The organism is Cupriavidus sp. 05T42, from assembly GCF_056396345.1.
In genome coordinates this window covers 72,526-95,541 of sequence record NZ_JBFTLH010000016.1, presented here as the reverse complement: position 1 = coordinate 95,541, position 23,016 = coordinate 72,526, and the positions used below count along the sequence as shown (strand labels likewise).

Below are 23,016 nucleotides of genomic sequence, written 5' to 3'. Positions count from 1 at the left end.
TCCTACCCATGCCCCACGCCCTCGAAGTCCCCCTGTCAACCGTCGACAAATGGCAAGACATTGTCAATCTGCTCGCCGAGATCATGTGCGTGCCGTCCGCGCTGATCATGCGGACCAAGGCACCCAATATCGAAGTGCTGGTATCGAGCCATTCGGAGGGCAATCCTTATGAGGCGGCCGAAACCGCCCCGCTGGATACGGGGCTGTATTGCGAGACCGTGATGGAGACCCGCCAGCCGCTGCTGGTGCCGGATGCCCTAGCGGACGTGGACTGGAATGCCAACCCGGATATCAAGCTGGGCATGATCTCGTACATGGGGCTCCCGATCAGCTGGCCCGATGGCGAAGTGTTCGGCACGATCTGCGTGCTCGACCGGAAGAAGAACGCCTACAGCAACCAGTTTCTCCGGCTGCTGTCGATGTGCCGGGACATCCTGCAAGCCGACCTKAACATGCTGATGGCCTTGAGCGGCCAGCTTGCGGAAAGCCAGGCCAGGATCCGGCGCCTGGTGGACGCCGACATCATCGGCATCTTCCTCTGGGAGGTGGACACCCAGGTCATCGTCGAGGCCAATGACGCCTTCCTGCGGATCGTCGGCTACGACCGCGAGGATTTGCGGTCGCGCGGCATGCGTTGGACCGCGATGACCCCGCCGGATTGGCTTGAGGTGGATCTGCGAGACCGGTTGCCGGTACTCAAGCGCAGCGGCCGCCTGCAACCGTTCGAGAAGGAATATTTCCGCAAGGATGGCAGCCGGGTGCCGGTGATGATGGGCGTGGCCCGGTTCGAGGACGGCGGCAAGGAGGGGGTCGCGTTCGTGCTGGATTTGACCGAACGCAAGCTCGCCGAAGCCGACGCCCGCGAAAGCGAGCGCCGTTACCGGGAAACCCAAAGCGCGTTGGCGCACGTCAACCGGGTCACGACCATGGGGCAGCTCACGGCCTCCATCAGCCATGAGCTGAAGCAGCCGATCGGCGCCTGTGCGATGAACGCCAGCGCGGGCCTGCGCTGGCTCGCGGCGCAACCACCGAATCTGGAAGAAGCGCGCCTCGCCTTCGAGCGGATCAACAAGGACGCCCGGCAGGCCAGCGACATGATGAGCCACATCCGCGACCTGTTCAAGAACGCCCCGCTGCAAAAGGAGGGGGTGCAGATCAACGAGGCGATTCGCGAAGTCATTACCCTGACGCGCGGCGAAGTCGTCCAGCATGGCGTGGCGGTGCAGATGCAGCTCGCGGAGGATCTGCCGCCGGTCAAGGGGGATCGTGTCCAGCTGCAGCAGGCCATGCTGAACCTGATCATGAATGCCGTGGAAGCGATGAGCGCCGTGGACGACGGCCCCCGGGAACTGACGATCCGCACCGCCGCCGATGCGGGACATGCCGTGGTGGTGACGGTACGCGACTCCGGACCGGGTGTACCGCCCGAGCACGCGGTGCGGCTCTTCGAACCGTTCTGCACGACGAAGTCCAGCGGCATGGGCATGGGCCTGACGATCTGCCGATCGATCATCCAGGCCCATGGCGGCACCCTGGAACTCTGCGAGAACGAGGCGCGTGGCGCCGTGTTCCGGTTCACGGTGCCCACGCTCGACGCCTAGCGCGCGTTCCCGGCAATCATCGCCGTGATCTCGGCGGCGTCCATCCCCGTCTCCCCCAGCACCTCGGCCGTGTGCTCGCCCAGCGCCGGCGCCGGGCGGTGGATCGCGGTCGGCGTTTCGGAGAACTTCGCCGTCGGCCGGATCTGGCGGATCGGCCCGACCACCGGATGCGTGGAGTCCTCGAACAAACCCACTTCGCGCAGATGCGGATGCGCCGGCAGGTCGTCCAGGCCGTAGATCGGCGTGGCGGGGATGTCCATCCGCTCGCACATCGCCATCCATTGCGCCGTGGTCCGCTCGGGCGCCAGTTCGCGCAGGTGGCCGTACAGCGCCTGGATATGCGCATTGCGCGCGCGCCGGCTGGCGATGTCGTAGCGGCTGGCGAGGTCGTTCCGGCCCACTTCGGCAAAGAAGGCATGCCAGTGCTTCTCGGTGTACGGCAGCAGACTCATCCAGCCGTCGGCGGTGCGCACCGGCTTGCGCCCGCCGCCGAGCAGCCGCGCGTAGCCGGCCTTGCCCGGGTTGTCCGGGAACGTCATGCCGCCCATATGCTCGGTCAGCACGAAGGCGGTCATGGTTTCCAGCATCGGCACCTCCACGTACTGCCCCGCGCCATGCCGCTCGCGATGGAACAGCGCCGCCAGCACCGCGTTGGCCACCGCCAGCCCTGTGGTCTTGTCCGCGATCAGGCTCGGCATGTAGTCCGGCGCGGCACCATCCCCCGACGCCGCCCCCACGAAACCACACGCAGCCTGGATGATGTCGTCGAACGCCGGCTTGTCGCGGTGCGGCCCGTCCTGGCCAAAACCGGTGGCGGCGCAGTAGACGATGTCCGGCTTCAGCGCCGCCACGGCCGCGTAGCCAAGGCCAAGCCGCTCGATGGCACCGACGCGCATGTTGTGGATCAGCACGTCCGCGGTCGGGATCAGCCGCTCCAGCGCCTCGCGTCCGGCCGGGCTTTTCAGGTCGAGCACGATGGAGCGCTTGTTGCGGTTCAGGGCGAGGAAGATCGAACTCATGCCCACGTGGTGCACCACGCCGTTGGCCCGCATCAGGTCGCCTTCGGGCGCCTCCACCTTGATCACGTCGGCGCCCATGTCGGCCAGCAGCTGCGTGGCCATCGGCCCCAGCACGACTGAGGACAGGTCCAGCACCCGCACGCCATGCAGCGGGCCGATGGCGGCCGGCGCGTTGGGCGTCGATCGATCGCTCTTGGCAGTCCGCTCCATGCTCAGCGCCCCTGGAATTGCGGCAGGCGCCGCTCGGCCATCGCCGCCACGCCCTCGCGGAAGTCCTCGCTGGCGAACTCCTTCAGTTGCGCCGCCAGCTCCTGCCGGTTGCCCTCGACGATGCGGTCCGCCAGCCCCTGCCGCAGCGTGGCGCGGGTGCTGCGCACAGCCATCGGCGCGGAAATGGCGATCTCCGCCGCCAGTGCGTGGGCCTGCGCCAGTTCATCGCCGGGCTCGGCCAGCACGTCGGCCAGCCCGATCTCCACGGCACGCGCGCCATCGATGCGCCGGCCCGTGTAGAACAGCAGTGCCGCCTGCTGCTCGCCGATCAGGCGCGGCAGCGTCACGCTGAGGCCGAAGCCCGGATGGAAGCCGAGCCGGTTGAAATTCACGCTGAAGCGCGCGTCGCGGCTCGTCACGCGGAAATCCGCAACCAGCGCCAGCCCCACGCCGGCGCCAACGGCCGGGCCATGCACGGCGGCCACGATCGGCTTGGCCGTGCGGAACAGGCGCATGGCCTGCCGGTAGAACGGGCTCGGGTCGCGCGCCACGCTGCTGTCCTGCGCGCCGAAGTTGGCGCCGGCGCAGAACGCCTTGCCCTCCGCCGCCAGCACGATGGCGCGGCATTCGGGCGTCTCGTCGAGCGCGGCGAAGGCTTCGGCCAACTGCGTCATACACGCCTCGTCCACATAATTGTGCGGCGGACGGCGCAGCGTCACCTGCGCCACATGGCCTGTCATGGCGACCTGGACCATGTCGGTGGAAAGCTCGGACACGGGACGTTTCGTATGCATGGGGTGTCTCCTTCGGTTGGATGGCGCCGATCAGGCGCACGAATAGTGGGTTATGTCTGGATCGATATACACTGCGGGGGTCCACCGGACGCACCCCGCCAGGGGCGATGCCCGGCCTCAACTTACAAAATCTAGGGACATCGATGGAGCAAGGAGACAGCCTCGCCGGACCTGGCGACACCACGGGCGACACCACGGGCGGCCGACGCCTGCCGCTCGCGGACCTGCGCAAGAAGGACCTCAACCTGCTGGTGGTGCTTGCCGCACTGCTGGAGAGCAACAGCGTGAGCGAGGCCGCCAAGCGGCTCGACAGCACCCAGCCGTCCACCAGCCGCATGCTGGAGCGACTGCGCGACGAAATCGGCGATCCGCTGCTGATCAAGAGCGCGCTGAAGATGCTGCCCACGCGCCGCGCCCAGGAACTGCAGCCGCTGCTCGAAAACGTGCTGCGCCAGATCGAGCAAATCTACACCCAGGCGGCCGACTACGATCCGGCGCTGGAAACCGGCTCCTACGCCATCGGCATCAACGACTCCCTGCAGGCCGTGATCGCGCCCGGCTTCCTGGAGGCGCTGCGTCAGACCGCGCCGCGTGCGCGCGTGCGCATGCAGCCGGTGCCGATGCCGAGCGGCGTCAGCGCGCTGTCCAGCGGCGCCATCGACGTCATGGTGGCCTTCCACCCGGCCGAGGAGCACGAATCGCTGCGCGCGGAGCTGCTGTTCAACGCCCAGTTCGGCTGCCTGTGCGCCACCGACAATCGCCAGATCGGCGACCATCCCACGCCGGCCGACCTGACGCCGCTGCCCTGCCTCGATGTCTCGCAGTTCGGCCTCGTGACCAAACTGATCGACCGATACTTCGGCGCCCACGGCACCACGCGCAACATCGTCGGCACGCTGACCAGCTATCTGGCCGTGCCGGACGCCGTGGCGGGCACCGCCATGTACGCGATGGTGCCCGGCTACCTCGCCCCGCTGCTGTGCCGCCATCCCGGCGTGCGCTTCGCGCCAGTGGTGGACCCGCTGCTGACCGTGCCGGTGCACCTGTGCTGGCACAACAACGTCCACACGCACCCCTTCGTGTCGGTGCTGCGCACGCTGCTGACGCAGGCCGCCGCGCCGCTGGCGCACTGACGTCCCGGGGTGTCCATGGCGGCTGCGCCCCATCGCGGCTACTCCGGACGGATGCCCGCCGCCTGCGCCACCCGGCGGAAGCGCGCCATCTCGGTCTGGTGGAAGCTGCGCATCGCGTCGGGGTCGTAGGGCATCAGGCTCGACCCCGAACGCGCGACGTAGGCGGCGGACTCCGGCGTCTTCAGGATGGCCTGCATCGTCGTGGCCAGCCGGCCGACGATATCGTCCGGCGTCTGCGCGCGCACGTAGAACGACACCCAGCTGTACTGGATGTAGTCCGGATAGCCGCTCTCGCGCACCGTGGGCACGTCCGGCAGCTCCGGATGCCGGCGCTCGCCGGACACCGCCAGCGCGCGCAGCTTGCCCTGCTTCAGCAGCGGCAGCGCGCCCCCGGTATCGACCAGCGCCAGGTCAAGCTGGCTGCCGAGGATGTCGGACATGATCTGCGCCTGGCCCTTGTACGGGATATTGGTGAAGCGGATGCCCGCGAGCGAGCCGAACCAGACCGCCGCGAGCTGGTAGCCGGCGGAGTAGGTGCCCACGTTGAACGGCCGCTCCTGCTTCTTCGCGGCGGCGGCCAGATCGCCCATGGTCTTCAGCGGCGACGTCAGCGGCACCACGAACACATTCATATTGCGGCTCAGGCCCGCCACCGGGCGCAGATCGGCGACGGGGTCATAGGGCAACTGCTTGATGACGAGGGGATTGACCGACATCGGCGAATTGCTGGCCAGCAGGATCGTGTAGCCGTCCGCCGGCGCGCTCTTGAGCGCCTGGATGCCGATGACGCCATTGGCCCCGGGCCGGTTCTCCACCACGACCGCCTGGCCGAGTTCGCGCGCCAGCGCCTCGCCGTAGAAGCGCGCCGAGGCGTCCGAGCCGCTGCCGGGCGTGAACGGCACGATGATCCGCAAGGGCTTCGAGGGGAAGTCCTGCGCGCGCTCGCCCGCCTGCGCCGTCGGCGCGTAGACGAGCAGCGTGGTGGCCACCCCGGCCAGCATCGTCTTCAGCCATGTCATGGTGTCTCCCCGTGTGTCGTCTGAAGGCTAGGCCGCCGCGGCGGTCAGGTCCGCCCACAGCGCATCGCCGCCGCGCGCAATCGCACGCCGGCCAATCTCGGCCGCCCAGTACGCCTCGGTGCCGCACTCGGCACGCCAGGCCCACACGCGCCGCGTGGATTGGTGCAGCGAATGCTCGTGCGTGAAGCCGATCGCCCCATGCACCTGATGCGCGATGGCCGCCGCGCGGCCGGCGGACTGCCCGCAGATCACCTTGGCGACCATCGCCGCCTGGGTCCAGTCGCCGGCATCGACCGCCGCGCAGGCGGACGCCACGGCCATGCGCGCGGCCACGGTCTCGTTGGCGAGGATGGCCAGTTGCTGCTGCACCGCCTGGAACTTGCCGATCGGGCGGCCGAACTGCGTCCGCTCGTTCGCGTACTGCACGGTCTGGTTCAGGATGCGCTCCAGCAGGCCAGCGATGCCGATCGCCCGCGTCAGCGCGCCGAGTGCCTGTGGCGCCGCTGGCCATCCCGCCGGATCGCCGCGCACGGCCGCGCTGTCCGGCACGCGCTGGAAGGTGAGCCGGTCGCGCGGTTCGTTGGCGAGGTTCACGCCGGTCTCCACCGCAGCGGCGCCGGTCGCGGCGAGCAGCCAGAGCGGCGCCTTGGTCTCGGCATCKATCGCGCGGATCAGCACATGGCCCACGTAGCGGCCCCACGGCACCGCTACCGCGCCATCGAGTGCCCATCCATCGTCATGCAGACAGGCGCTGACGGGCGCGGCGAGATCGGCAAGGCCGATGGGGCCGCCCGGCATCGCCACGCCAAGCTGGTTCAGGACCCAGCCTGCCACTGCGGTGTCCAGGAACGGCGCCGGGGCGTTGGCGCCGGCCAGCAGCACCGGCAGGCCCTCGGTCCAGCTGGCCTGCGCGCCCTCGTCCGCTTCCGGCACGAAGAGGCGGGTCAGGCCGCTGGCCTCCACCTGGTCCCACAGTTCGGCCGGCCACAGGCCGTGTTCCATCGCGTCGATCCGGGCCGGCGTCACGGCATCGGCAAAGAGACGGCTGGCGCTGTCCGCCAGCATGCGTTCGAGTTCGTTCATCGGACCCCCAGTCCCTTGGCAATGATGCCGCGCAGGATTTCGCGGGTGCCGCCGCGCAGCGAGAAGGACGGCACAACCTGTGTCAGATAACGGTGCGTGGCCGCGAACGGCGACGCGCTCCCCTGCAGGGCATCCCCGAACAGCTGGTGCGCCACCTCGGGAATTCGCTGTTCGAACAGCGCGCCAAGGTCCTTGACGTTGGCGGCGGCCACCTGCGGGTTCTCCCCGCGATTCAGCATGGCCGCAATGCCGCGCGACATCTGCCGCAGGGTGGTCAGTTCCGCCACCAGCAGGCCCAGCTCCGTGGCCTGGCGGCTGTCGGCGGCGTCGGCGTGATCGAGCATCTGGGGCAGCAGCGCGTAGCTGCTCAGGTAGCGCTCGGGGCCGCTGCGCTCGAACGTCAGCTCGGCCGTCACCTGCGCCCAGCCGTCGCCTTCCTTGCCGATCAGCATGCGGTCCGGCACGAAGACATCGGTAAACACCACCTCGTTGAAGCCCTCCTCGCCGGAGAGGCTGCGGATCGGCCGCACCTGCAGGCCCGGCGAGTTCATGTCGACGAGGAACTGCGACATGCCCTTGTGCTTCTCGTCGGCGCCGCGATCGGTGCGCACCAGCGCAATCATGTAGTGCGAGCGGTGCGCGTTGGAGGTCCAGAGCTTGGTGCCATTGATGACCCAGCCGCCTTCCACGCGGTCGGCGCGGGTGCGGATCGAGGCGAGGTCGGAGCCCGAGTCGGGCTCGCTCATGCCGATGCAGAAGTAGACCTCGCCACGGGTGATGCGCGGCACGATCTCGGCGGCGACGGCCGGATCGGCGTAGCGCATCAGCAGCGGTCCGCTCTGGCGCTCGGCCACCCAGTGGCCGCCGACCGGCGCGCCGGCGGCGAGCAATTCCTCAAGGACCACGTAGCGTTCGAGCATCGAACGCCCCTGGCCGCCGAACTCGCGCGGCCAGGTCATGCCGATCCAGCCCTGCGCGCCGAGCGCCAGGCTGAACTCGGCATCGAAGCCGCTCCAGCTCTTGGCGCGCAACGGGCGCGGCCGGTCCGGCATGACCCGGGCGAGAAATGCCCGCACCTCGGCCCGCAATGGTGCCAGCGGCCCATCGGGCTCGGCTGGGCGGATCACTATCCTGGCGGCTGTGTCCACGCTGTCTCCTGTCGTTATCATGTGTCGCGTTGCCGGGGGCCCCGCGAAAGTGACGACGAGATTAGCAAGCCGCAGACGCCGCACCTATCGCACGGACGGCATATCCGAAATGCGTGCGATAGGTGCGGCGCGCCCGGGGCATGGTTTTCCCGTAGCCGGACCTATGCCTGCGCGGCGCATACCGGCCCGCGCATAACGGATATGCCCCGCCGAGCCTTGCCTCGGTGCGGCGCGAGCCAGTAGGCTCTTCCTCCATCAAACGACGACGGATCACCGTTGCGGAGGAGACCACCATGAGACACCGACAGGACAAGGTTCGCGCCATCCCTCACCAAACCCGGCGTCGTACGCTGCACACGCTGGCCACCCTGGCGGCGGCCATCGGGCTAGCGCCGCTGGCTGCCCTCCCCGCCCTGGCGCAGGGCGATGCCGCCAGCTTCCCCAACCGGCCCGTGAAGTTCATCGTGCCGTTTCCGCCGGGCAGCGGCACGGACACTGGCGCGCGCATCTTCGCCAAGAAGATCGGCGACCTCACCGGCCAGCCGGTCACGGTGGAGAACAAGCCGGGTGGCAACGGCTTTATCGGCGTGCAGACCGCGCTCAACGCGCCGGCCGATGGCTACACGGTCTTCATCGGCAGCAACTCCACGCTCTCCACCAACGCCGCCACGTTCCGCAAGCTGCCCTATGACCCGCTGACCGACTTCGCGCCGATCAGCCTGCTGACGCGTGGCCCGTGCCTGATCATCGTGCCGCCAAACTCGCCGTACAAGAACGTCGAGGAGCTGGTCGCGGACGGCAAGAAGCGCCCCGGCGCGCTCAACTACGCGAGCGGGTCGATGTCGTACACGCTGTATTCGGAATGGCTCAATGACATGACCGGCATGCGCTCCACCGGCATCAACTACAAGGGGGCGGGCGATGCGATCAACGTGACGCTCTCCGGCACCGTGGACTTCGCGGTGGTGGACGCCAGTGGCGCCATCGAGCTGGTGAAGAGTGGGAAGCTGCGCGCGCTGGCGTACACAGCCCCGCAGCGCACCCACCTGCTGCCCGATGTGCCGAACGCGCAGGAGGCGGGCATTCCGCAGTTCCTGGCCTACAACTGGGTGGCTGCGGCGGTCTCGGCCAAGACGCCGCCGGAGCTGGTGCGCCGCTGGGCCACGCTGTTCCACCAGGCGGCAGAGACACCGGAACTCAAGGACTACTACAAGCGACAGTCCACGACGGTCATCATGTCCAGCCCGGCCGAGATGCGCCAGTACCAGCAGGAGGAAATCCAGCGCTGGAAGCAACTGGCTTCCCGCGCTGGCATCCCCCTGCAGTAAGGGTCGCAGTCAGGGCCGCTGTACGGTCCTTTAGCGCTCCAGGTTCTTGCGCTCCGTGGCGGTGAGCATGCGCAGCTGCGATTCGCCCAGATCCATCTGCCCCAGCACCTGCACCACGCCTTGCGGATCGTACTTCGGCGGCGTGGCGCTGGCGCCTTCGCGTCCTCGCGGCGCGTAGGCGCCGGCGCTGCCGTCGCCCTCATTGCCGTTGCCGAGCACCCGCACCGTGAACACCGACGGCAAGCCCTGGCGCGCCGCGGCGCGGTCGCGCTGCACGGCATCCTGCGCCGCGCTGGCCGCCTGCGACGCCGCCGCGCTGGCGTTGCTCAACGCCCCCACGTTGATCGCCGCCACCACCGGCATGCCCGCCGCCTTGCCCTGCACCTGGATGTTCTCCGCATTGACCACCCGCAGCGCCGCCAGATTGACGTTGCCCGAGACCCGGATACCGGCCTCGCCCGCGTCGATGGTGCCGAGCGGCGCAATCAGGTCGATATCGCCCGGCGGTACTTCCGGGATCGGGTTCAGCGTGGCGATACCCGCGCCCGTATTCGGCGTGGTCGGTGACAGCGCCACCAGACCGATATCGTCATAGGTACGCCGCTGCGGCGTGTAGACCACGGTGGACTTGGAACCGCGCCCCGCGTTGATGTCGCCCTGCGCCGACCAGCCCAGGATATTGCCGCCGAAGGTCGTGAAGATGCGGCTCTGCCCTAGCAGGATACTGTCGCGGGCATACATCTGGATCTCGCCCGCGCCCTGCGTCAGCACGCCGGAACCCTCGCCCGGCACGAATCCGCCGTCCACGCCGACCAGCGTCCGGCCACCCGGCGTGAACACGCTGATGTCGCCGCCGAAGTCGGTGTGGATGCCGGCATCGAGCACGTCGTAGAACGGCACGCTGCCGGGGCTGCCCGCAGCCAGCCACTCGGCCTTGCTCAGGTACTTCGTGCCCGGTTTGGGACGCGTGGTGAAGCGMCCGTCCAGGTTGTCCTGCCCGCTCTGGTAGAACCGCGCGCTGCTGAACATCGTCAGGTCGCCCTGATAGTCACCCTGAGCGTCCGCCGMCTGCCCCGGGAACAGCGTGGCGATGGCCTCGCGGCCACGCAGGTAGCTGCCCGCGCGCGGACCGGTGGCGTCGTTGAACTCGCGGCCCGAGGCCTTGAGTTCCGCGTAATACACGTTGCGCAGGTAGGCGCGCTGCTGTTCCGGCGGCAGCGCGGCGAGGAACTGCCGCGCGTCCATGGTGGCGGCATCGAAATGCACGCCCAGCCCGTTGCTGCCGCCGAAGCGGTCCGTCAGCCAGTTGACCAGGTGTAGCTGGCCGGCCAGTCCGTATTCGCGCTGCAGGTCGCGGCTGGGCGCCGCGGTGCCGGCGGCCAGCGCCGCCTTGCGCGACTGGTCCAGCTCGGCCTGCCGGGCGGCCAGGAAGGCCGGGGCGCCGGCCTCGTCGCCGGTGTAGCCGAACTCGGCGCGCAGCCAGTCACCCAGCGTCAGCTTGCCGCCGTAGGTGGTCACGGCCTTGCCCGGCTGGTCGGCCAGCGGGCGCCCGCTGTCGGCCTGATTGGCCGCATCCAGGTAGCGCGCGGCGAAGGCGTCGAAGCCCAGCCCGTCGAGCCCCTTGGCGCCCACACCGGCGGCCACGGCAATCGCCGCGCCGTTCGAGCGGTCGTGCTGCGCCGAACCGGCCACCGCGCCGATGCTGCGCAGTTCGCCCTTGTCCGCCAGATAGAGATCGCGCCCGGCAGTCACTTCCAGCAGGCCGGGGCCCGCCACATAGAAGCTGCCGCCCCGGATGTCGCGGCCCGCCGAGATCACCGAGATGTCATCGTCGTTGCCATGCACGATCAGGTTCCCGCGCGTGGTGGCGATCGTGTTCCGGGTGGGCCGCAGCGGCGCGTCGGGCTCGGAGCTGTAGTACTGGCCGAACCAGCCCAGCGCGTCTTCCGGTGCCATCGCGAAGGTGCCCAGCGGCGTGCCGGCGTTGACGATATCGCGCCCCGCGCGGATCGCCACCGGCCCGCCCCCCTCGTACAAGGGGCTCTGGGTGCCTACCGTGCCCGTCAGGCTGCCCACGTAGATGATGGCGCCGGTGCGCAGGCCGACGATATCGCCTGCGTTCGCATAGAAGCGCGCGGGCGGCTGCCCCTCGCGGGTATAGCCGGATGCGGTGGGCGACGTGAGGCTGAACAGCGGATACGCCTGCTCGCTCTCCACCCCCTTCGAGAACAGCACGCTGGGCGCCAGACCCTGCGGGTCGATATTGCCGACCACGTGCTGGCCGTACCACGCGGTACCGACCACGCCGAGGAAGCCGGGGTTGAACGGGCTCGGCAGCAGCGTGGGATTGGCGCCGGACTGGGTCACCGAGTAGCCGGCGGCGTAGATCGAATCGCCAGCCAGCAGCTCCAGCGCGCCGGTGCCCGTCACCGCGAAATGCGGGCTCACCGGCGAAGGTGCCAGGATCAGGCCGACCGGCGACTGCTCCGGACTGTTGTTGCTGACCCGGCCGGAACTCGCGTTGCCGTAGTACAGGCTGCCGTTGGGCGCCGCCGCGCGCAGGATCGACGGCATCACGAAGCGGCCGTCGGTGGCGCTGTGGTTGCTGCGGTCCCGGTCGTCCGTCCACGACGTGGACGGCGTCAGGTTGCCGCCGGCGCTGAACAGGTCGATGGCGGTGGACGGCGTCCACAGCGAGAACCAGCTCCAGCCCTCGCCATCCTGCGCGGTGCCGTCGAGCGTGAACGGCGTGCCGTTGTGGAACTGGGCCACGCGGCCCGGATCCGCCACGCCGCCGATGACCAGGTCCCCGCGCGACTCGATGCGCACGCCGGCATCGCCCACCACCAGCACCGGCCCGCCGCCCGCGATGGACGAGGTGGCCACATAGGGCTGGTAGGCGCGCGTCTCCATCGGATCGGCACGGTCGTAGCGCAGCTCGATGCCGCCCACGGCGCCGGCTTCCAGCCGCAGCGCGCCGCGCAGGTTGACGAACGTGCTGTTCAGGTCCAGGCGCGGATTCGAGAAGCGGGTCAGCGGCGTGATCTCGCCATTGCTCTCGGGCTGGTTGCGGACTTCCGCCACCGGGTTCAGGCCGCCGCCGATGCGGATGTCGAGGTCGCCCCCGCCGGTCTGCGTCAGCGTGCTGCCATCGGCCGAGACGCGGCCCGTGCTGCCCACGGCCAGCACCAGACCCTGGCTCCGCGAGAGCACCGGCGCGCCATTGCCCATGCGCGATTCCAGCATGCCGGCGTTGCCGCCGGCTTCCATCACCAGATTGCCGCCGCCGAGCGTGCCGATACCGGTGAAGCCCACCAGGAACGGCAGGGTGCCCTGCACCGCGTACTGGTCGTCCTTGGCCGCCACATAGCTGCCGAAGTTGACCCACCACGCCGTGGGCACGCCCTCGCCGGGCGCTGCCGCGCTGCCGGTGCCCTGGCGCCACAGCCAGCCGCCCACGGCCGAGGTGTCGAAGTGGATGCGCATCTGGCCGAGCGCGTCGTCGTTGCGGATGGTGCCCGGCTTGGTGCCGATGATGTCGCCGCGCACATCGCCCTGCGCGCGCACCAGCACGTTGCCGCCGTGCTCGGGATACCACGCCTGGTACGTGCTCTGCGCGCCGCCGTTGATAAACGGTTCGAGGTAGGCGCCGTTAGCGCCCAGCAGCGTGCCGTCCGCGCCCCTGGCGCGCGCCTGGTTATAGGCCGCACCCACGCCGGCCGCCTGCGTGCCGGCGGTATAGACGCCGAACGGCGAGGTCATGGTGAAGTCGGCCGCGGCCAGCAGGTCGAGGTCGCCGGTGCCGGTGCGCAGCACGCTGAACATTTGCTGGCGCCCCGGCATCATCTTGTCCTCATAGACCGGCGGCGTGCCATCGGCGATCTTCTCGACGAGGATGCCGAGGCCCAGGTCGTTGAGCCCCGCCACTGCTTCCTCACCGCCATACGCCTCGAGGTTGATCGGCGTGCCCGGCACTTCGCCGAACATCCAGGCCTCCGGCCCCCAGATGTACTGGCCCGGGATGCCCGTGCCCGGCTTGAGCACGGTCTGCTGGGCCAGCCCGTAGTGGGTATCGGCCAGCAGGAGCTGCCCGCGCGTGCTGCGCGGCTGCAGCGCGCGGGTGTCGGCCGCCGTGAGGTCGGCGCCGCCTACCAGCCGCATCGACCACGCCTGCGAGCCCTGCTCCAGCATCGGCGCCAGCGCCCAGGTGCGGCCCTGGTTGCCGCTGGCATCCGCGTCGCGCATCAGCACGGTGGTGGCGTCGCCGGGCAGCTTCACCACGGTTTCGGCCGGGATCATGGCGCCCTTGCGCAGCATCAGGTCACCCGCCAGCACCACGCCGTTGACCGGGCCGTAGGTGGGCATGTCCACCACGGCGCCATCGGGGAACGGCAGCGGCACGCCGGCCGGCCACGTCATGGCCGCCACATGCGCGGCGCCCGGCAGGCGGTTGCCCGCGTCGAGCTGCATGCCGGTGGTCAGCGTGAGCGCGGCAGACAGTACCGTGCCGGCCGGATGCACCACATTGCCCGCGCCGTCGCGGATGGCGCCGCCCAGCACGGTGCCGGCCGGCAGCACGAGGTCCGCTGTCAGCGTGGCGCGCGTGGGCAGCTCGGTGCCGGCGCGCAGGCTCATGGCCTGGATCGGCAAGGCGTAGTTGAGCGCGCGGCCCGGCTGGAAGAAGGTGCCATCGGCCAGCGTGACCTTGCCGTCGGTCGGCACCACCACGTCGCCGCCCCAGGGCACGCGGCCCTTGACCAGCATCCAGCCGTTGTCGTCCGGCGTGACGGGCAGCGCGGCGCCGTCGAAGCCATCGGACACGCTGCCAAAGATCTTGAAGTCCCCGCCGGCACGCATCACCAGCGCGCCCGCCTCGCCGGAGCCGCGCACGCCGGTCTGCTGCGTATGCGGGTTGACGCTCGCGTAGCGGTAGCCGGACAGGTCGATATCCCCGTCGATATGCAGGTCGCCATCGGGCGTGATCGAGACGATCTCCACGCCCGGGCGCAGGTGGAACGCGTCCGCGTAGGTGCGCAGGCCGGCCAGCCTGCGGGTCATCAGGTCGCCGTTGGCCAGCGCGTTGCCCATGAAGGTCAGGCTCTCCGCGTGCTTCTGGTCCAGGTAACCCTGGGTGATGGACTGGTAGTCGCGCCCATCGGCCGTGCCGCCGGAGACCAGCGGCGCGTCGTTGTAGGTCTGGAACGCGTTGACGGTGATCGCGCGCGCGCCGTCGATGCGCACGCTGCCTGATGCGTCGATGTCGACGTCGTTGCCGGTGGCGCCGCCCAGCCGGCGGGCGCTCAGCTCCACCGTGCCGAGCGACAGCGGCGTGCCGTCGGTGCCGGCGCGCACGTCCATGCGCGCGCCGTCCGCCAGCGTCAGCCGGCCTTGCCCCGCGTTGATGTCGATCACGGCGCGGTTGGGCGCCTCGATCACCTGCCCGTAGCTGTCCACGCGCAGCACGCGGCCATGGGCGTCCAGCAGCGCGCCGCCGCCGATCGTCACGCCATCGCGCGCGGCCAGGCGGATGCTGCCGACCTGCTCGCCGCTGGCGTCCACGGTGCCGTTCACTACGAGGCGGCCGCCATCCACCGAGACGCTGATCTCGCGCGCCTTCAGTTCGTCGCCCACCGTCAGGTCGCCCTGCTTGATCTGGAAGTTGCGGCTGCCGGTGACCCCGCCCGCCGTCAGGCGCTGATTGAGGCCCGTGAAGTCGGCCACGTGCTGGCCGCGAATGTCGGCGCCGCCGGCCGCGTACGGCACCCACGTGCCGCCCGCATCGTAGTAGCCGGTGCTGCCGCCGGCGATGGCACCGCGCAGGTCCACCGTACCCGCGCCAGCCCCCACCGCCACGGCGGTGAGCTTGCCGGCGCGGTTCTCCAGCGCGGAGAGGTCGATGCGCGAACCAGCCGTCTGCAGGATGTTGCCGGACTGGCTTTCCAGCACCACGTCGCCGCCCCAGCTGTACTTGCTGACGTCGAAGAAATCGACCTTGCGGCCGGCGAGGTCCAGCCGGGCGCCATCGCCGAGCACGACATCGCCCTCGGCGGACACCGTGAGCTTGCCGCTGGGCAGCGCCACGGTGGTGTCGAGTGCCACGCTGCGTCCGGCGAGCGAGACTTCCGCGCCCAGCGCGGCAATCAGCTCCGCATTCGTCAGCGCGGGCGCGGTGGCCCCGGCGGGAGCAGCCACGTTGACAGCGCCGCCCGCACGGATCTTGTTGACCGAGCCGGCCGCGCCGGTCAGCAGCGGCGTATGGATGGTCAGGTCGCCGCCGCTGTAGGCGTAGGCGTTAGTGGCTGCATCCCAGGCGCCGCGCGTCTGGTAGACCGCGAGCGAGCCGGTCTGGTTGGCCGTGACGCGTTCGCTGGCGTTCAACTCCACGCCGCCGAAGCCCAGCACCAGCCGGTCCATATCGTGGATGGTGTCCGGGCGGGTGCCCGGGCCGTAGCCGAATTCGATCTGGCGGGCATCGACGATKAACTGCCCGCTGCCGTTGCCGGCGCCACCGGCCGCTACCTGCCCCGGCGCGGTGTTGGTGCCGTTCCAGACCAGCGTATCGGTGCGGATGCGCGCCTGGGCGTCGGCGTCTCCCAGACCGTAGATGGCCGGGGTGGTCAGCACCAGCCGTTCCAGCGAGGACTTGCCGGTGGCGGGGTCGATGGTCGACAGTTCGATCGAATCGTAGAAATTGACCGCGTCGCGCGCCGTCAGCACCAGATTCTCCAGTGCCGGCGCGCCCGCGCTGGTGTCGCCGCGCAGCAGGCGGTCCAGCACGCCCTGGTTGAGGGTCAGCCCCGGGGTCAGGGCATTGCGCGCGGCCACGGCGGCCAGCGACGCCTCGCTCCCCACGTTGATGCCGCCCACGGCCAGCGTCAGGTTGCGCGTGCCGTAGCGCGCCGTATCGCGCAGCTCGAAGGTCTGGTCGGTGGCCGCCGCGATGGTGCCTTCCGAATAGAGCTGCGTGGTGCCGTTGCAGACGGCGCCCGCCGCGCAGGCGCCAATGTCGATGCGGCCCGGGCCCTGCGCCGGGTCATTGCCGATGGCAGGCGGCAGCAGGTCCAGCCAGCCGTTGGACACCGCCAGCACGGACAGCCGGGCCGGATCGTAGACGTAGCCGTCCATGGAATCCCACGCGGCCTTGCCCTGGCCGAGCGTGTTGATGCCCGCGCCCTGCTCGATGACGATGCCGCCAGACTTGGCGCCGGTGACGAGGAACACCTCGCCGGCCTTGAGCACCGCGCCTTCGCGCAGCACGATGTTGCGGGCGTTGCCGGTGAAGGTGGCGATGTTGTCGCGCGGTGCGCCGGTGGTGGCGCGCACCACGGCGGGCAGGCCGCCGATGCCGAGGCGGTTGGCGCCGATGGCATTGAGGTCGTCCGCGTGCAGCGAGATCTGGTTCAACAGATCCCCGCCGGGCAGCGCCCTCGGCGTCGCGCCGGCCGCCAGGATCTCGTAGTCGCCGGAGTTGCTGACGACCAGCGCGCTGCCGCCATAGCCGCCCGTCGGCGTGCCGTAGGCGGTGGTGCCGTTGGCAAAGCGCAGCGCGGGCGCGTCACCGATCTTGCCGGCCTGGATATCGGCGATGAATTCGAGCTGAAGGCCCTTGGCGTCGCGCTCGAGCATGGGCCGTGGCACGCCGTTGAGCGCCGCGTTCGCCAGCCCGAATTCGGCGTAGCTCGTCTCGTTGTACTGCGACAGCCGGCGCAGCCTGTCGGCCGAGGTCAGCAAGACCTGCGTMGGCAGCGCATCGCGGAGGGTCGTGTTGGCCGTGCCGAGCTGCGCGGAGGTGGCGTACGAGCCATTGCGCATGGCCAGCGCCGGTCCCTGCCCCAGCCCAGCCTGGCTGGCGCCGTTGAGTTCCACGCGGAACGCGCCCGGTAGCAGCGCGAAGGTCGAGGGCAGCAGCGTGTAGGTGCCGGCAGGCAGCCCCGGCACGCCCGCGCCGATGGTGATCTGGCGGCCGATGGCCGGGTCGCTGGCGCCGTGCTCGGCCACGATCGGCGCATAGCCGGCCTGCGCGCCCGGCACGATGGCGTAGATGGGATTGGTGCCCAGGCCCGGCAGCGTGAAGCCGCCCTTCGGCGACACCTGCACCAGCGGATTCATCCGCGCGTCAGTGGAGCCGCCGCGCCCGGCCAGGAAGGCCGCGCCGGTCAGCTCGCCGCCGCCGGTCATGTCCAGCAGCGCGCCCGGCTGCACATCGATGGCGTGGCCGGTCAGGTTGATGGTCGGCCCCGCGCCCACGCCGGGGTACACCACGTCCGTGCCATTGTGCATATAGCTCAGGCCGTCCAGCGTGCCGCCGTAGGGCATCACCAGCCCGTTCGCGCTGACCGAGGTCACGCTGCCCGGCAGCACGTTGACGACGCCGGTTTCCGTGCCATTGCCGCTGGTCCCGATCGAGACCGAGCCGAGCGGGGCCCGCACGACGCCGCCCTGGTTGACCGTGGGGCCGGAGAGACTCAGGGTGCCGAAGACCGAGTACGGCGTGGCGGGGAGTGCGTCGCCCACCCGCTCGATGTTCAGCACGCGGGTCGGGTCGAAGGTGCGGATGGGGCTGCCCCACTGGTTGACACCGTCGATCTGCCCGACCAGGACCCTGCCGCTGTCCTGCATGGCCGGGTAGATCTGCGAGGCGGCCAGCGTCAGGTCGCCCGGCTGGTACAGCAGCGCGGCGCCGGACATGCGGATGTCCGAGGCGCTGCGCAGCGTCATCTGGTCGAAGGCATCGCGCTCCACCTTGAGCGGATCGACGGCGTTCTGGATGATCTCGCCGCGCGCGCCAACGCTCAACTCGCCCACGATGTCGAGGAACTGCGCATCGGCCAGGAAGCTGGTGCCGTCCGCCACCAGCGGCACACCGAGCGTGCCGCCCGCCGCGCCGGAATTCTTGGAGCCGCGCACCGGGTTCGGCATGATGCCGTTTTCGCCCTGGCTGCGCGTGGTGCCAGCGAGGCGCATATAGGGCGCCGCCAGGCTGACACGCGTGCCGGCCGCAGCCTGTTCGGCCAGGCCGATGGCGCTGGCGGTCAGGCTCAGGCTCTGGCCCATGGCCAGGTTCACGTCGCCATCGAAGCTGATCAGGCCGTTGGCGAGCAGCGCCAGGTTGTCGAAGCCACCGGCCGCCACACGGTCCACGCCGATACGGGCGGTGCCGTAGCGCAGCGCGGCATCGCGCATGCCGGGGCGCAGCGCGTCGGAGAGGCCGCTATCGCCCTGCACCTGCGCCACCACCAGTTCACGCGGCACACGCACCGCGTCGTCCACGGCCGCGCCCTTCAGGGTGTTGCGGTCCACGCCGAGGTAGGACGGCGTCTCCAGGTTGATCGCCAGCGTGCCGCCGGCCGCGCCCGCGCCACCGGCTGCCGCGCGCAGGTCGCCATCCACGAACAGGCCGCGCATCGAGCTGAGCGCGATCACCCCGCCGTTGCTGGCCACGTTGATCGGGCCGACGCCGGCTACGTCCACCACTGCCGACGCCCCGGAGGCGTCCAGCCGCGCACCGGGCCGCACCACCACGAAGGCATCGGCCGCATCGACCTCCCGTGCGCCGTCCACGTGGCGCGCGCCGATCTCGATGGTGCCGCCGTTGGCGACCTCGCCATAGGCCCGGCCCTGCACGTCACGCGCGGTGACCGCACGGCCTGCCACGTCGATCACGGCATCGCCGCCGATCCAGATCGAGCGGCCATCGGGCGTGCCGCTCGGCGACGCCGCATTGCCCACGCCCAGCGCGGTCTGCAACACGGCGACGCTGCCGCCCCAGGCGTTCAGCGTACCGTCGATGGTGATCTGGCCGTTGCCCTGCAGCGTCAGCGCGTGGCCCGGATCGACCGTGACCGTGGCGCCCTGCCCCACCGTCACCGGCGCCTGGCCGTAGACGTTGCCGCCACCCAGCACGAGGTCGGCGCCGCGCCGCTGCGTCAGCACGCCATGGACCGGATCTTCCTCCCACAGCGGCGGCAGCCAGCGCTCCAGCGCCTGCGAGGGGTCCGCGCCGGTGGGCACCCTGTGCGCCGCCGTGGTGTCGTGGCGCAGCACCGGCATGATGACGTCGACGGTGGCGCCGTTGGCGATCTGCGAGCCCTGCTGGCCCGATACGTCGTACTTCGAAAAGCCGGTCTGGAACAGGTCGGTATCCAGCACCAGCAGCGGCTTKACCGCTACGTCGGTGGAAAGCACCGCGCCAGCCGGCAGGCGGTCTCCGGCGGCCATCGCATGGTCGGTCTGGAACGCCGTGCCCGCCTTGACCGTGGTGCTGTACATCGCCACCGGCATGCCGTTCGGGAACACGTTGCCCGGCACCACGTAACCGGCGCCCATTTCGCCCTGCGTGCGCACCAGCACGGTCCCAGCAGGCACCGTGGTGCCGCTCGCGTACCAGGCGCCGTTCGTGTCGTACACAACGAACTGGTTGAAGCCGACGCCCGGCGGCACCACCCACCCCTGGGTGAGCGTGAGCGGCCGGCTCGGCGCGATGGCGATGGTGCCCGGCGACACCTGGCCCGGCGCAGCGGTGTCGGACGTGAACGTGTAATCCACCGGCAGCACCGTGCCCGCCTTGATCGTGAACGGCTGGTCCAGCGTCAGGTGCACCGGCACCGATTCCCCGGCGCGCAGCACGCCGGATTCGGCCAGCAGGCCGCCGCCGATGGCGACGCCCAGCCCCGAGTCGATGGTCAGCGTACCGCCGCCGTTCACCCCGTAGCCGCGCAGATCGCCATCCATGCGCAGCGTGCCCGAGCCGGTGCCGGCCACGTCATACTGGTTCGAGCGGAGCGTGATATTGCCGCCGCGCCCGCCGCGCAGCGAGCCGTCCGCCATCAGCGCCGCACCGGACGACACGTCGATCAGGCTGCCCGCGCCGAGCGTGACGTCGCCCGAGCTGCTGACCGTGACCGAGCCGCCGTTCACATAGGGCAGGCCGTCGATGTTGCCCGGGTCCTGCTTGAGATTGGTCCACAGGCCGCGCGCATCGAGGGTGACGCCGGGCGCCACGGTCACGGTTGCCGTGCCGGTGGGCGCGTCGGTGACGGGCCGGTCGATCCAGTTGCCCGGGCTGCCCCGGCTGACGATGTCCCCGAGCGCGATGGTGCCGCCACGCGCGGTAAGGTCCGCGCCGATGTCCACCGTGGTGGCATGCAGCCCCAGCGCGCCGCCCGTCGCCACGGCCAGCGGCGCATCCACGGCAATGCCATCCTTGGCGAAGACCGTGAAACCGCCGAGTTCCAGCCCGTTGAGCCAGCCCGCGTCGAGACGGATATGGCCGCCGCTCTGGTCCGCCGGCAGCGCGTCTTCGAGCGCGATACCCTGCGCGATGCCCTGCACCGCGCCAATGTCGACCTGCCCGGCCACCGCCGTCGGGATTTCCCGGATCGTGTTGGTGGCGGGGTCGAACAGCGGCGTCAACTTGCCGATCACCAGCTGTCCGCGCCGCGGCGCGGCAATCTGGGACTGCTGGTAGCCGTCCAGCCCGGCGTCGCGCGCCTGGCCCTGGCGCGGGCCCTGATAGACGGTGGCGTCGATATCGCCCTCCATCACAGCCGAGGCGGTGGACACCACCACGCGGCCGGCATCGCGGCCCACGGTGTAGCCGTTCTCCAGCCGCTCGCGCGGCGCGATCAACGGGTTGTAGAACTGCTCGGTGGCCTTGGCGCCCCAGCGCTTGTGCGCGGCCTCAAAGCCGCGATACACGCCCTCGTAGGTCATGTCGCCGGGCGCGGTGGCGAGGTTGTAGAGCTGGCCGTCGCTGCCGCGCAGCCAGGTCTGCTTGATCTTGCCGGTCTGCACGTCCAGCGAGCCGCCCGCCACATTGATGGTCGAGCCCGCCCGCGAGACCAGCTCGCCGCCTTCGAACAGCACGGTGCCGCCCAGCGCGGCCCATTCGCCGATGCCGTGGCCGCTCGTGTTCAGGTAGCCGCTKACTTCCAGCAGGCCGCCGCCGGTGTACCAGCGGTCCGTGGTGGCGCCGTTGGTGCCGGCCGGCACGCGCACGAGGTAGCGCCGGTCCACCCACATGGTGGTGTTGTTCAGCTTGCCGGAATCGCGGTTATTCGGGGCGTCGCGCTGCTCGTTGCCCTGGACGTTGATCTCGACGTTGTTGGACTCCATCGCCACGCGCACGCCCACCGCGCCCGACACATCCAGCACGGCGCGATCGGCCAGCAGCGTGCGTCGCGCGGCATTGACCTGGATCTGTCCGCCGGTGGCCAGCGCCAGCGAATCGGCGTCGAACAGCACGTCCCCGCCCGAGGCGATCTGCACCAGCGACTGGTCGCGCCGGTTGTAGCCGCCCTCGCTGGCGGTGGCGGAATCCTTGATCAGCGCGTCGCGCTGCACGTCGAGCGCGGTCTCGTTGCTGTCGGCCAGCAGGATGGCGGTGACGCTCCCCGGGGCCAGCGTCACGCGGCTCTTGTCATCGCCCTCGGCGCGCAGGTGCACCGTGCCGCGCGTGGTGACGGAGCTGCTGGAGAGCAGCACGCCGCGCTGCTCGACCGTATGGCCCTTGAGCGTGATGTCGCCGGTGGCGGCCTGGATCAGGCCGGCGTTGGTGACCAGCCCGGCCGTGCTGCCCGGGTTGCGCAGCACATCCACCTCATTGCCGCGCGTGGTGGACGTCTTGTTCGCGTCGGTGCCCATGCCCCGGCGAATCACAAAGCTGTCGCCGGCGGCCAGCGTAGTCTGGCCGTTCGGCGTGACGATGGTGCCCCGGTTGTGCGCCTCGCGGCCGGCCAGCAGCACATAGCCGCCGCCCTCGGTCACGCTCTGCGGCGTGCGCGTGGCGATGCGGGCGCCCGCTTCCACCACCACGTCGCCGGTGGCGTTGCCGAAAGAGGTAGCGGTCGCCGTCGAGACCAGGTCATTGGCGAAGGTGGGCACGTAGCCGCTGCCCTTGGCCTCGCTGAACAGCCCCTTCTGGAACTGCGAATCGGTCATGCCGGCGGCGGCGGCCACGAGGTTGCGCGTGTCGACCTGGCTGGTGCCCTTGAAGACGATGCCGTTGCGGTTGACGATCATCACCGTGCCATCGGCCTTGATCTGCCCTTGGATCTGGCTGGGCCGCGCCTGCGGATCGTTCACGCGGTTGAGCACCGCCCAGTCGGCCTGCTGGTGGAACTCCACCGTGGTGTTGCGGCCCACGTTGAAGGTTTCCCAGTTCAGGATGGCGCGGTCGCCGGTCTGCTCGATGGAGACCACGGTCCGGCCATCGACAACCTTCTGCCCGGTGGCCTTGTCCAGCGGCCGGGCGTTCTGCCAGCCCGCCGTCAGGCTGTTGGTATCGACCTTGAGGCCGCCCTCGGCCAGCCCGTCGGGGACGGACGGGTCCTGCGCGGCGGCGTTGCGCGCCGCAGCCTGCGCGGCCTGCATGGCGGCGATGGCCTGCGCGGTGGTGGCGAGGTTCTGGATCGAACGCTGAAGCTGCTGGTTGGCCTGCTGTTGCTGCGCGGACGGGTTGGTCAGCGCGGAGGCCGGCATGCCGTTGGGCAGCCGGCCGGTGGCGGCCGCCGTGCCCTGCATCATGTTCTTCTGCGCCATCCAGTCGCGGCTGAAGGCCTGCTGGGCGTGCGCGCCATCGAGCATGCCKCCCGCTGCCACCAGCAGCGCTATCGCATGGGCCAGCGGCCGGCGGCGTGGATTCGGAAGCCGGAAGCCGCCGCCGTGTTGTGGCGAAGGCATG

At 70.3% G+C, this 23,016-nt stretch carries 9 protein-coding genes; 3 read left to right on the top strand and 6 right to left on the bottom strand.

Annotated features, from left to right (window positions below; translation table 11 throughout):
* Window positions 1-8 precede the first annotated feature (8 nt).
* The gene (locus AC1EJR_RS20490; protein WP_454757623.1) at window positions 9-1,601 is read left to right on the top strand and encodes an ATP-binding protein; all 1,593 of its coding nucleotides are present in this window, start codon (window positions 9-11) and stop codon (window positions 1,599-1,601) included.
* Here the strand turns inward: AC1EJR_RS20490 and AC1EJR_RS20485 are convergent.
* Window positions 1,598-2,830, bottom strand: coding sequence for a CaiB/BaiF CoA transferase family protein (locus AC1EJR_RS20485; protein WP_092295198.1), 1,233 nt, complete (start codon window positions 2,828-2,830; stop codon window positions 1,598-1,600). The two genes, AC1EJR_RS20490 and AC1EJR_RS20485, sit on opposite strands and share 4 nt — an antisense overlap.
* Before the next feature lie 2 nt (window positions 2,831-2,832).
* Window positions 2,833-3,624, bottom strand: coding sequence for an enoyl-CoA hydratase/isomerase family protein (locus AC1EJR_RS20480; RefSeq protein WP_092295200.1), 792 nt, complete (start codon window positions 3,622-3,624; stop codon window positions 2,833-2,835).
* A gap of 143 nt (window positions 3,625-3,767) precedes the next feature.
* Between AC1EJR_RS20480 and AC1EJR_RS20475 the strand changes: the two genes are divergently transcribed.
* A complete protein-coding gene (locus tag AC1EJR_RS20475) occupies window positions 3,768-4,757 on the top strand; it encodes a LysR family transcriptional regulator (RefSeq protein WP_441592503.1) in 990 nt (329 codons plus the stop codon).
* A 38-nt stretch (window positions 4,758-4,795) separates the two neighbouring features.
* Here AC1EJR_RS20475 and AC1EJR_RS20470 read toward each other — a convergent pair whose 3' ends face one another.
* From AC1EJR_RS20470 to AC1EJR_RS20460, 3 genes are read right to left on the bottom strand one after another with little or no spacing between them, the layout of a single operon-like run.
* Window positions 4,796-5,776 carry a Bug family tripartite tricarboxylate transporter substrate binding protein gene (locus AC1EJR_RS20470; protein ID WP_477105595.1) on the bottom strand — a complete coding sequence of 327 codons (981 nt, stop codon included), beginning with the start codon at window positions 5,774-5,776 and terminating at the stop codon, window positions 4,796-4,798.
* A 27-nt stretch (window positions 5,777-5,803) separates the two neighbouring features.
* Entirely contained in the window at window positions 5,804-6,859 is a 1,056-nt protein-coding gene (locus tag AC1EJR_RS20465) for an acyl-CoA dehydrogenase family protein (protein ID WP_092295210.1), read from the bottom strand.
* The gene (locus AC1EJR_RS20460; RefSeq protein WP_441592501.1) at window positions 6,856-8,028 is read right to left on the bottom strand and encodes an acyl-CoA dehydrogenase family protein; all 1,173 of its coding nucleotides are present in this window, start codon (window positions 8,026-8,028) and stop codon (window positions 6,856-6,858) included. Before AC1EJR_RS20460 ends, AC1EJR_RS20465 begins: the two co-directional genes overlap by 4 nt.
* Before the next feature lie 272 nt (window positions 8,029-8,300).
* Here AC1EJR_RS20460 and AC1EJR_RS20455 point away from each other — a divergent pair, with 272 nt between their 5' ends.
* On the top strand, window positions 8,301-9,335 hold the full coding sequence (locus tag AC1EJR_RS20455) for a Bug family tripartite tricarboxylate transporter substrate binding protein (RefSeq protein WP_092295215.1): 1,035 nt from the start codon (window positions 8,301-8,303) through the stop codon (window positions 9,333-9,335).
* Window positions 9,336-9,365: 30 nt separating this feature from the next.
* On the opposite strand, the gene AC1EJR_RS20450 is transcribed toward AC1EJR_RS20455, so the two are convergent.
* On the bottom strand, window positions 9,366-23,015 hold the full coding sequence (locus AC1EJR_RS20450; protein WP_477147478.1) for a filamentous haemagglutinin family protein: 13,650 nt from the start codon (window positions 23,013-23,015) through the stop codon (window positions 9,366-9,368).
* Window position 23,016: the final 1 nt, after the last annotated feature.

Coding starts and splice junctions, on each gene's coding strand:
- AC1EJR_RS20485 (WP_092295198.1), bottom strand. CDS start 2,830: ATGGAGCGGACTGCCAAGAGCGATCGATCGACGCCCAACGCGCCGGCC.
- AC1EJR_RS20480 (WP_092295200.1), bottom strand. CDS start 3,624: ATGCATACGAAACGTCCCGTGTCCGAGCTTTCCACCGACATGGTCCAG.
- AC1EJR_RS20475 (WP_441592503.1), top strand. CDS start 3,768: ATGGAGCAAGGAGACAGCCTCGCCGGACCTGGCGACACCACGGGCGAC.
- AC1EJR_RS20470 (WP_477105595.1), bottom strand. CDS start 5,776: ATGACATGGCTGAAGACGATGCTGGCCGGGGTGGCCACCACGCTGCTC.
- AC1EJR_RS20460 (WP_441592501.1), bottom strand. CDS start 8,028: ATGATAACGACAGGAGACAGCGTGGACACAGCCGCCAGGATAGTGATC.
- AC1EJR_RS20455 (WP_092295215.1), top strand. CDS start 8,301: ATGAGACACCGACAGGACAAGGTTCGCGCCATCCCTCACCAAACCCGG.